This is a genomic window from Candidatus Symbiopectobacterium sp. NZEC135, assembly GCF_025962695.1.
In genome coordinates this window covers 1-592 of the sequence record NZ_JAGFPF010001331.1, presented here as the reverse complement: position 1 = coordinate 592, position 592 = coordinate 1, and the positions used below count along the sequence as shown (strand labels likewise).

Annotated in this window: 1 protein-coding gene; it reads left to right on the top strand. The window is 54.7% G+C overall.

Features of this window, described 5'->3' with window-relative positions:
* A partial coding sequence (locus J5224_RS34110; protein WP_264629278.1) for an amidohydrolase family protein occupies positions 1–592 on the top strand: 592 nt, incomplete at both ends.

The following is a 592-nucleotide window of genomic DNA, read 5'->3' as shown; positions in this document are numbered from 1 at the left end:
CCCATTGTCGTATCTATACCGGGCACCAAATCCTGGATGACCATGCTATCGTTATCAACGATGGCACGATCGAAAGCGTGTGTCTCGAATCCGATCTCTCCGACACCCTGCCACGCCACAGTCTGAATGGTGCCTCGGTGGCCCCCGGCTTTATCGGTTTACAGCTTAACGGCTGCGGTGGCGTCCAGTTCAATGACAGCCTTGATGCCATTTCCATTGCCACGCTGGAAACCATGCAGCATGCCAACCAACGCTCAGGTTGCACCAGTTTTCTCCCTACGCTTATCACCTCCAGTGATGCCTTTATCAAGCACGCGGTAGAAACGATGCGCGCTTATCTCGCATCATACGCCAATCAGGCGCTCGGCCTGCATATTGAAGGGCCCTGGCTGAATGTAATAAAAAAAGGTACGCACGATGCCCGCCTGATCCGTGCGCCAGAGCAACAGCTGGTTGACTATCTTTGTGCCAATGCGGATGTGATTGGTCAAATCACGCTGGCACCGGAAAAGGTGCCACCTGCCATGATTCGACAGCTTAGCCAGGCGGGGATCGTGGTTTCTGCCGGGCATTCCAATGCCACCTGGCAGGA